The organism is Pseudomonas frederiksbergensis (assembly GCF_003732275.1).
In the GTDB taxonomy this organism is placed as follows: domain Bacteria; phylum Pseudomonadota; class Gammaproteobacteria; order Pseudomonadales; family Pseudomonadaceae; genus Aquipseudomonas; species Aquipseudomonas frederiksbergensis_H.
Window position 1 is genome coordinate 107,372 of record NZ_MOBM01000043.1, and the last position, 8,024, is coordinate 115,395.

An 8,024-nucleotide genomic window follows, 5' to 3' on the forward strand; every position below is an offset into this window, starting at 1 on the left:
GCGGTGTGTCATTCACCAGTGATGCTGACTGACAGTCCGCCTTCGCGAGCAAGCCCGCTCCCACAATTTGGAATGTGCATACACAAAAAACCCCATGATCGCTCATGGGGTTTTGTGTTTTCAGCGTCGGCGTTTATGCAGGCGCCGAGGTGCGGATCAAGTGATCGAATGCGCTCAGGGAAGCCTTGGCGCCCTCGCCTACCGCAATCACGATCTGCTTGTACGGCACGGTGGTCACGTCACCGGCCGCGAACACGCCGGGCATCGACGTTTCACCACGGGCATCGACAATGATCTCGCCGCGTGGCGACAGTTCGATGGTGCCTTTGAGCCAATCGGTGTTAGGCAACAGACCGATCTGCACAAAGATCCCTTCCAGCTCGACAGTGCGCAGCTCGTCCGACTGACGATCCTTGTAGCGCAGACCGTTGACCTTTTGGCCATCGCCGGTCACTTCAGTGGTTTGCGCACTGGTGATCACGGTGACGTTCGGCAGGCTGTGCAACTTGCGCTGCAACACCGCGTCGGCGCGCAGTTGTACGTCGAACTCCAGCAGCGTCACGTGGGACACGATACCAGCCAGGTCGATAGCCGCTTCGACGCCGGAGTTACCGCCGCCGATCACCGCCACACGCTTGCCTTTGAACAGCGGACCATCACAGTGCGGGCAGTACGCCACGCCCTTGTTGCGGTATTGCTGCTCACCCGGGACGTTCATTTCACGCCACCGGGCACCGGTCGCCAAAATCACGGTCTTGGCTTTCAAGGAGGCGCCGCTGGCGAAATGGATTTCGTGCAGCTCGCCATTTTTGCCCGGCACCAGCTTGTCGGCGCGTTGCAGGTTCATGATGTCCACGTCGTACTGCTTGACGTGCTCTTCCAGCGCCACAGCCAGTTTCGGCCCTTCAGTTTCCTGCACGGAGATGAAGTTCTCGATGGCCATCGTGTCGAGCACCTGACCACCAAAACGTTCAGCCGCCACACCGGTGCGAATGCCTTTACGAGCGGCGTAGATCGCCGCCGAAGCACCGGCCGGGCCGCCGCCGACGACCAGTACGTCAAAGGCTTCTTTGGCGCTGATTTTCTCGGCCTGGCGCTCGATGCCGCTGGTGTCGATCTTGGCGAGGATCTCTTCCAGGCCCATGCGGCCCTGGCCGAAGTTGACACCATTCAGGTAAATGCTTGGCACGGCCATGATCTGGCGCTCGTCGACTTCAGCCTGAAACAGCGCGCCGTCGATGGCGACGTGACGGATGTTCGGGTTCAGTACAGCCATCAGGTTCAATGCCTGGACCACGTCCGGGCAGTTCTGGCAGGACAGCGAGAAGTAAGTCTCGAAGTTGAACTCGCCTTTGAGCGAGCGGATCTGTTCGATCACCTCAATACTTGCCTTCGAAGGGTGGCCGCCGACTTGCAGCAGGGCCAGCACCAGCGAAGTGAATTCGTGGCCCATCGGGATACCGGCAAAACGCAGGCTGATATCGGCCCCTGGGCGGTTGATCGAGAACGATGGTTTACGCGCATCGTTACCGTTGTCGAGCAACGTAATCTGGGTGGAAAGACTGGCAACGTCTTTGAGTAATGCGAGCATTTCCTGGGATTTCGCACCGTCGTCGAGGGAGGCAACGATCTCGATCGGCTGGGTGACCCGTTCCAGGTACGATTTCAACTGGGCTTTAAGATTGGCGTCCAACATACGGGCGATTTCCATGTATTTGATAAAAAGAAGTCGAAAAAAAACGCCCGAGCGAATCTCGCCCGGGCGTTTTTTAGGGGCGGTGCAGCTTACTTAGAAGGTGCGGAGTTCCGCCCTGATGAAGCGCGTCACAGACTTAGATCTTGCCGACCAGGTCCAGGGACGGAGCCAGAGTGGCCTCGCCTTCTTTCCACTTGGCTGGGCAAACCTGGCCTGGGTGAGCAGCAACGTACTGAGCAGCCTTGATTTTGCGCAGCAGCTCGGAAGCGTCACGACCTACACCGCCGTCGTTGAGTTCAACGATTTTGATCTGGCCTTCAGGGTTGATCACGAAGGTGCCACGGTCAGCCAGACCTGCTTCTTCGATCAGCACGTCGAAGTTGCGGGAGATAGCGTGAGTCGGGTCGCCGATCATGGTGTACTGGATTTTGCCGATGGCTGGCGAAGTGTTGTGCCAGGCAGCGTGGGCAAAATGGGTATCGGTGGAAACGCTGTAGATCTCGACGCCCAGTTTCTGGAACTCGGCGTAGTTGTCAGCCAGGTCTTCCAGTTCGGTCGGGCAGACGAAGGTGAAGTCGGCTGGGTAGAAGAACACGACAGACCACTTGCCTTTCAGGTCCGCGTCCGACACTTTTACGAAGTCGCCATTTTTAAAGGCGTCAGCTTTGAACGGTTTAACTTGGCTGTTGATGATAGGCATCGATGACTCTCCGTCAGGGGCTAAGAAGTTGATGAGGTGAATCCTACCCACCCGATCGCCGGTTGGCTCATTGGCAAACCTGATGCTGCTGATTGGTTTTCGCTATTAGCCGACAGTATTAATAGAAGAAAACGTGATCTACGGTGCCAATGGCTTTTCAGCGATGCGGGTCATCCCGAGAAACGGGCTGGCTTCAACATAGCGCATGGCCGACTTCATATCCTTCCAGCCCACGTAATTCATCAATGACTTCAAATCCCAACCGCTCTGATGAGCCCAAGTGGCAAAGCCACGCCGCAAGGAGTGACTGGTGTAGTGCTCGGCCGCAATACCGGCGCGCTCCAGGGCTTGGCGCAATAACGGGATCACGCTATTGGCATGCAGGCTCTCTTCGCTCAAATGACCCCAGCGGTCGATGCCCCGAAACACCGGCCCTCGGACCAACGCCGCTTCAGTGATCCATTGGATATAGGCCTGCACCGGACACAAGCGCTGCAAGGCTGGCGTCTGGTATGTCTGGCCGAGGTTCTCGCGGTCGCTCTTGCTGCGCGGCAGGTAGAGGGTGATGCCGGAGCCGGCGCTGGCCCGCACATGTTCAATCTGCACCCGACACAACTCATCGCTACGAAAACCGCGCCAAAAGCCCAACAGAATTAACGCTGTGTCGCGCCTGGCCCGCAGCAGTCCCGGTTGATCGCCCTGCGCCTTGGCGGTTTGCGCTTCCTGCTCCAGCCAGGCCACCACTTGCTCCAGATGCTGAAGCTGCAACGGCTCGGCCTGTTTCTCCTGCGCCGGGTGCAGCGCGCGAATACCCTTGAAGACTTTGCGCACCACGGGTGCCTTGGTGGGATCGGCGAACCCCTGGCTGTTGTGCCACTGCGCCAACGCGGACAAGCGCAACTTCAAGGTGTTGATCGACAGCACGGCCGCATGAGCCACGAGATAGCGCGCCACGCTGTCACTCGTCGCTGGCAGGAACCCGCCCCAACTGACTTCGAAATGCTCGATGGCCGCGCGATAGCTGCGACGGGTGTTGTCGCGCGTGGCGGCTTGCAGGTAGCGATCCAGTTCGGTCATGGGCTCAGTTCTCGAAAACGTACCGCTCAGGCGGGTGAAACCCGGATTACAGCGCATCACACGGGGTAATACCAGTATATCCCGCATGACAAATCATAGGATTTAAACTTTATTAGCATCGTGGTACATTGCGTATATTAGTGGTACGTACCACAGTATCAAATCGTAGGAGAACACATGGCACGTGGCGGCGTAAACAAGGCACTGGTGCAGGCGGCACGCTCAGCAATCCTCGCCCGGGGCGAACACCCGAGCATCGATGCGGTGCGGATCGAGATGGGCAATACCGGTTCAAAAACCACAATCCATCGCTATATGAAGGAGCTCGATGACGGCGCCGAGCCCGCGCAAGCACCTTCCGAGCCTATCGACGATGAGCTGGCAAGCCTGGTGTCGCGCCTGGCGCAACGCCTGAAAGAACAGGCGCAAGAACCCATCGATCAAGCACGCGCACAGTTCGAGCAACAACGAAAAGAGCTGGAAACCCAACTGCACGAGGCCCGCGAGGCCAATACCGAATTGCAGCAGCAATACGAATTTCAAAGCCTGGCGCTGACCCAGGAGTCGGCGGAACTGCACGACACCCGCTCCATGCTGCAAACCGAGCAAACCCGCAATGCCGGACTGAATCAGGCGCTGGCGGATTTCGAATTACGCTTGCAGGACAAGGACGAGCAGATCCGCTCACTGGAAGAAAAGCATCTGCACGCCCGCGAAGCGCTGGAACACTATCGCAACGCCGTCAAAGACCAGCGCGAGCAGGAACAGCGGCGCCACGAAGGTCAGGTGCAGCAGATTCAGATGGAGTTGCGTCAAGCGCAGCAAAGCGCACTGGTACGCCAGGATGAAATCACCCAACTGCATCGCGACAACGAGCGCTTGCTGACGGAAAACCGCGGAACGCTGCGCGAGCTGAGCCTGTCGCAAGAGCAACTCAAGCACACCAATAGCCGACAGGATCAGCTACTGGAACAGGTCAACCGTATCGACAGCGAACGCACCCTCCTCCAGGAACGCTTGCGCATTGCCTTGCTGGAAAGTCAGTCACTCAAGCAGAACATTGATGAACAGTCGCACATCAACAAAGCGCTGGAAATTGAACTGATCAAGTTGCAGGCAAGCCTGGATGAAAGCGCGCGCCTGGCCGCTGTCGTTGCGACAGAGCCAGGCGCATCAGCCTCGCGTAAGGACGATTAATTCGCGACTGGCGTACGCATGGTGACGAATTCTTCAGCGGCCGTCGGATGCACGCCGATGGTTTCGTCGAAATCACGCTTGGTCGCGCCCGCCTTCAGCGCAATCGCCAATCCTTGCACGATCTCGCCGGCATCCGGGCCGACCATGTGGCAGCCCAAGACTTTGTCAGTCTTGGCGTCCACCACCAGCTTCATCAAGGTGCGTTCCTGGCACTCGGTCAGGGTCAGCTTCATCGGCCGGAAACGGCTTTCGAAGATCACCACATCGAGCCCGGCCTCTCGCGCCTCTTCCTCGGTCAGGCCGACAGTGCCAATGTTCGGCAAGCTGAAGACGGCGGTCGGGATCATCTTGTAATCCACCGGGCGATATTGTTCGGGCTTGAACAAGCGCCGCGCCACGGCCATGCCTTCGGCCAGCGCGACCGGCGTGAGCTGCACCCGACCGATTACATCGCCCAGGGCCAGGATCGATGGCTCTGCGGTTTGATACTGCTCATCAACCTCGACAAAACCTTTCTTGTCGAGTTTGACGCCGGTATTTTCCAACCCCAGATTGTCGAGCATCGGACGTCGACCGGTGGCGTAGAACACGCAGTCCGCTTCCAGCTTACGACCGTCCTTGAGTGTGGCTGTCAGGCTGCCATCGGCTTGCTTGTCGATACGTTCGATGTCGGCATTGAATTGCAGGTCCATGCCGCGCTTGGTCAACTCTTCCTGCAAATGCTTGCGCACCGCGCCATCGAAGCCGCGCAGGAACAGATCACCGCGATACAGCAGCGTCGTCTCGGCACCCAGGCCGTGGAAAATCCCGGCAAACTCCACCGCAATGTAACCACCACCAACCACCAGAACGCGCTTGGGCAGCTGTTTAAGGAAGAACGCCTGGTTGGAACTGATCGCGTGCTCGTGCCCCGGAATCTCCGGGATCTGCGGCCAGCCACCGGTAGCAATCAGAATGTTTTTGGCGGTGTAACGCTCGCCATTGATCTCGACCTGATGCGGATCGACGATCTTCGCGTGACCTTCATGCAAGGCCACACCGCTGTTGACCAGCAGATTGCGATAAATGCCATTCAGGCGATTGATCTCGCGATCCTTGTTGGCGATCAGCGTCGCCCAGTCGAACTTCGCCTCACCCGGGGCCCAGCCGAAGCCTTGCGACTGCTCGAAGTCGTCGGCGAAGTGCGCGCCGTAGACCAATAATTTTTTCGGCACGCAGCCGACGTTCACACACGTACCGCCCAGATAGCGGCTCTCGGCCACGGCGACTTTCGCGCCAAAACCCGCCGCAAACCGCGCAGCCCGCACACCGCCGGAACCGGCGCCAATTACATATAAGTCAAAATCGTAGGCCATTTCTATCTCCTTGGCAGGTCACCAGCATACCTGCGGGCGGCTGTTGAGCAAGCATTGCGCTGAAATGCTCGGGCCGTGCGATGCGCGGCCCAACCTTCATTTTTGATCAATGCCCCTTTGCAGATTGCGTTTTCGGTGTCCGCAGAGTTCGCCAAGCAATCAAAATAGCCATGAGTGCCAAGCCGAACGTCACCCACGAAACCAAACTGATTCCACCTTCGAATGCCCTTCCCGCCTGCATCATCAATTCTCTTGCTTGATCACCCGACAAGTCTGCCGCCACATGATGGGCACCAGATAGCGTCTCACTCGCCAGCATCATCTGCACTTCGCTCAAAAACCCCGGAAGCTGCAATGCACCGCGATAGTAGGCAGTGACGAGACCGCCGATTACTGTCGTCCCCAAAACTACGCCCACTTCATAGGCTGTTTCGCTAATGGCGGACGCAGCGCCCGCCTTTGCCGGTGGTGCGGCTGACAAAATCACATCATTGGAGACCGTCGCGATCGCGCCCACGCCAATGTTCAGCAAGGCAAAAGACACCACTAGAACGGTCAGGCTACTGCCCATGCTGGCGACCAGCAAAAACGCCGCTCCAGCAAACGCCATCAAAATCGGTATCAGCACATGCACCTGTAATCGCTGTGCAACAGGCACGACCGCCATCCCCACTACAATTGCCATGATCTGACCCGGCACCAACGCGAGACTAGCACTCAAGGGCGACATCTGAAGAACGATCTGCAGGAACTGAGTGGTAAAGAATACGAAGCCGACGAGAAACGCGAGACTCATCAAATTGATCGCGACAGAGCCGCTAAAGGTGCCACTGCGGAACAGACTCAGGTCCATCAGCGGCACTGGCAGTCGTAACTGTCGACGCACAAACATCCAGCCTGCAACTGCGCCTACTGCAAATGTTGTCAGCGCCATCCAGTCGATACCATTACTGGCGCTGTGTTTAATGCCATAAACAATGGCACCAAGGGCTACCATCGATTGCAGGATGCTTATTGGATCCAACGGCCCTGAAGCATCTCGCTCGGATTCGGGCAACAACAGTGGTCCCAATAACAGCAGTGGCACCAATACGGGCACCGCCAACAGGAAAATCGATCCCCAACTGAAGAATTCCAGCAACACCCCGCCCACCAAAGGACCGAGTGCCGAGCCGACCGTCAACGTCGTTGCCCAGATCGCGACTGCTAGCCTGCGTTCTTCTCGGTCCTCGAACACCGAACGTATCAACGCCAACGTTGAGGGCATCAGCATTGCACCGAAAACGCCCATACAAGCTCGCCCGGCAATCAGTTGCGTGGCAGTATCGGAATACGCGGTTAGCACCGACACAATGGCAAAACCCAAAGACCCGGCCAGCAACAACTTACGATGACCGATTCGATCTCCCAGACTGCCCATCGACACCAGCAATCCCGCCAAGACCAGCGAATAAGCATCGATCATCCACAACTGCTGGCTAGCGCTCGGACGCAGGGCCTCGGCAATTTTTGGTAGCGCGAATCCAAGCACCGTATTATCAACTGTCACCAGCAACACAGGCAGCATCAGCACGCTTAGGCCTAACCAACGTTTTGATCTCGCTCCGCGGTGTGTCGCCCCACTTATTAATGCCATGGGTAAAACTCCTTACTGCACACAAAAAAATTCACGGGACATTTTTCAATGCGCCCGTGAAACGTTTCCTACGCGCTTCCTTGGCGAGGATTTAATCAGTTCAGCAATGAAAAAACGTGCTGACAATCGACGGCTCCAGAACTCAAACGATTGCCCAATGTATTTGAAACTCCCCGTAGGTTGCTTCTGAATTCGTCGTAATCCTGATCTGTACGATCAGTCTCACCGACTCGGGAGACATTCAAGCGCTGATCGGCGGAAAGCCTTTTTTCCTTTCGCCCACACAAAAGCAAACGCCCCGAACAAGTCGTAATGCTGTTCACTTAAGTGGAGCAGCCTTACGATCCACTGGAAACCGGGTCT

6 protein-coding genes are annotated in these 8,024 nt (G+C 57.3%); 1 reads left to right on the plus strand and 5 read right to left on the minus strand.

Annotated elements, in window-relative coordinates; all coding sequences use genetic code 11:
* Window positions 1-133: 133 nt before the first annotated feature.
* From ahpF to BK662_RS34190, 3 genes are all read right to left on the minus strand, one after another.
* The gene (gene ahpF, locus BK662_RS34180) at window positions 134-1,696 is read right to left on the minus strand and encodes an alkyl hydroperoxide reductase subunit F (RefSeq protein WP_123361241.1); all 1,563 of its coding nucleotides are present in this window, start codon (window positions 1,694-1,696) and stop codon (window positions 134-136) included.
* Between the two features lie 136 nt (window positions 1,697-1,832).
* Window positions 1,833-2,396, minus strand: coding sequence for an alkyl hydroperoxide reductase subunit C (ahpC, locus tag BK662_RS34185; RefSeq protein WP_038983195.1), 564 nt, complete (start codon window positions 2,394-2,396; stop codon window positions 1,833-1,835).
* 138 nt (window positions 2,397-2,534) lie between these two features.
* On the minus strand, window positions 2,535-3,473 hold the full coding sequence (locus BK662_RS34190) for a site-specific integrase (protein WP_123361242.1): 939 nt from the start codon (window positions 3,471-3,473) through the stop codon (window positions 2,535-2,537).
* A 177-nt stretch (window positions 3,474-3,650) separates the two neighbouring features.
* On the opposite strand from BK662_RS34190, the gene BK662_RS34195 reads away from it, so the two are divergent.
* Window positions 3,651-4,670, plus strand: coding sequence for a DNA-binding protein (locus BK662_RS34195; RefSeq protein ID WP_123361243.1), 1,020 nt, complete (start codon window positions 3,651-3,653; stop codon window positions 4,668-4,670).
* Here the strand turns inward: BK662_RS34195 and gorA are convergent.
* Complete coding sequence (gorA, locus tag BK662_RS34200; RefSeq protein WP_123361244.1) at window positions 4,667-6,025, minus strand: glutathione-disulfide reductase; 1,359 nt, start codon at window positions 6,023-6,025, stop codon at window positions 4,667-4,669. The two genes, BK662_RS34195 and gorA, sit on opposite strands and share 4 nt — an antisense overlap.
* Before the next feature lie 106 nt (window positions 6,026-6,131).
* On the minus strand, window positions 6,132-7,661 hold the full coding sequence (locus BK662_RS34205) for an MFS transporter (protein ID WP_123361245.1): 1,530 nt from the start codon (window positions 7,659-7,661) through the stop codon (window positions 6,132-6,134).
* Window positions 7,662-8,024: the final 363 nt, after the last annotated feature.